This window comes from Methylobacterium soli, from assembly GCF_008806385.1.
GTDB classification, from domain to species: domain Bacteria; phylum Pseudomonadota; class Alphaproteobacteria; order Rhizobiales; family Beijerinckiaceae; genus Methylobacterium; species Methylobacterium soli.
Map to the genome: position 1 here is coordinate 1 of NZ_VZZK01000085.1, position 1510 is coordinate 1510.

Below are 1510 nucleotides of genomic sequence, written 5' to 3' on the forward strand. Positions count from 1 at the left end.
ACAGAATCACACCCCTTTCCGCACCGCTACCCCGCGTGAGTCCCGCTCAACGAGGCTTCGTATTAAATCCAAGCGAAAATCTTCCTAGATTAAAGATACAAATCCTCCGATGGCGCGTTTCTGAGCAAGAGGAGCGCGAACTCCTGACCTATTCCGGACTTTCACGGCACACGAGAGGAGCGTCCGGTTACGACCGTTTTCCGGATATCTGATTTCCTGACAGGAATTGCCGGCACCTGCGGCTTGCCTCACACCCGGCACGCGCGCCCCAACCGGCCTGTCGGATTTCTGGTCGGTTCTCCGACATACGGGGGTTATGCACTCGACGCAGACCGAGCCGTTGCGGACGCTACGACCGGGTTGCGTTTCCGTAAGGGTAGAGTGTCGTTTCGAATGAATGGGAAGGGGAAAGCAGTCGCGCTGCCTTGGCGGCAGAGATCGGCTACCCTCTCCCCGTAGACAGCACATGGGCCACGATCGCGTTGGCGTGCCCGTGGCCCATCCCATGCTCACTCTTCAGCATCGACACCAAATCCATGTGCTTTGCGGGAAGCCGGTCCCGGACAAGCTGCTACCATTCACCGATTGGCCGTCCGTATTCCTTCTCGATGGACGGAAAGTACGATGCAGGTCCCTTGGTGGGTTCGGCAGGCACGGGAGCACCTTTCACACGAGTTGGTCCCCGGCAGCTTCGCCTTAAGCCGTGCAGGTCGCAACCTCTCCGCATGAGTTATCGCGGCAGCATGCCGGTGCCCGCTACGGGTGGTAAGCGAGCGTGTGCGCCATAGCTGGAACCGGACGTTCCGCCTTCGACCCAACCATGTCGTAGCAGCCGATTCAGGTTACCTCGGAAGCAGACGTCTGGGGAGTGGACGATATGAAACCCTTAGGTGCCTGCCTTCTCCCATCGAGTCACGGGCCTCCTACCGGCCCATGATGCGCTTGCGTCGCTGCCAAGTCGCAACCTTGCGGAGGAGCCGGGAGAGCTGTTCGACCGAATATGGCTTGTGCAGTAGCTCGAACCCGTAGGTTCCATTTTGTGCCAGCACGTGGCTGTAGCCGGAGGCCAGGAGCACCGGCAAGTCGTGGTGGTCCCGCCGGATCCTGTGAGCGAGATCGATCCCGTTCATGCCCGGCATCACAACGTCCGTGAACACCACGTCGAAGCGGTCGGCATCTTTGGCCAGCTCGGAGAGTGCCTCCTCGGCGTTGGTCGCCCATACGGTGACGTAGCCGAGTTCGGCCAGGGTCTGGGTCGCGAACGTTCCGACTTCCGCGTTGTCCTCGACCACCAGGACGCACATGCCATGTCCATCGACGAGCGGTTCGGGCTCGGCCTGAGGCAGATGGGCCGCGGCCTCCGCCCTCGGCAGGTACAGGACGAACATCGTACCCTGGCCGACTGTACTCTGTACGCGGATCTCGCCTCCGGATTGCTTGGCAAAGCCGAAGACCTGGCTCAGTCCGAGACCCGTTCCCTGTCCGACGCCCTTGGTCGTGAAGAACGGTT

The 1510-nt window shown here is 61.0% G+C and carries 1 protein-coding gene and 1 pseudogene; both read right to left on the bottom strand.

The window, feature by feature from the left end; translation table 11 throughout:
- Positions 1–442 precede the first annotated feature (442 nt).
- Positions 443–655 (bottom strand): annotated as a pseudogene (locus F6X53_RS31510) (DUF4287 domain-containing protein).
- 268 nt (positions 656–923) lie between these two features.
- Positions 924–1510: response regulator (locus F6X53_RS33545; RefSeq protein WP_244965639.1), on the bottom strand; the 587-nt coding region annotated here is incomplete at its 5' end.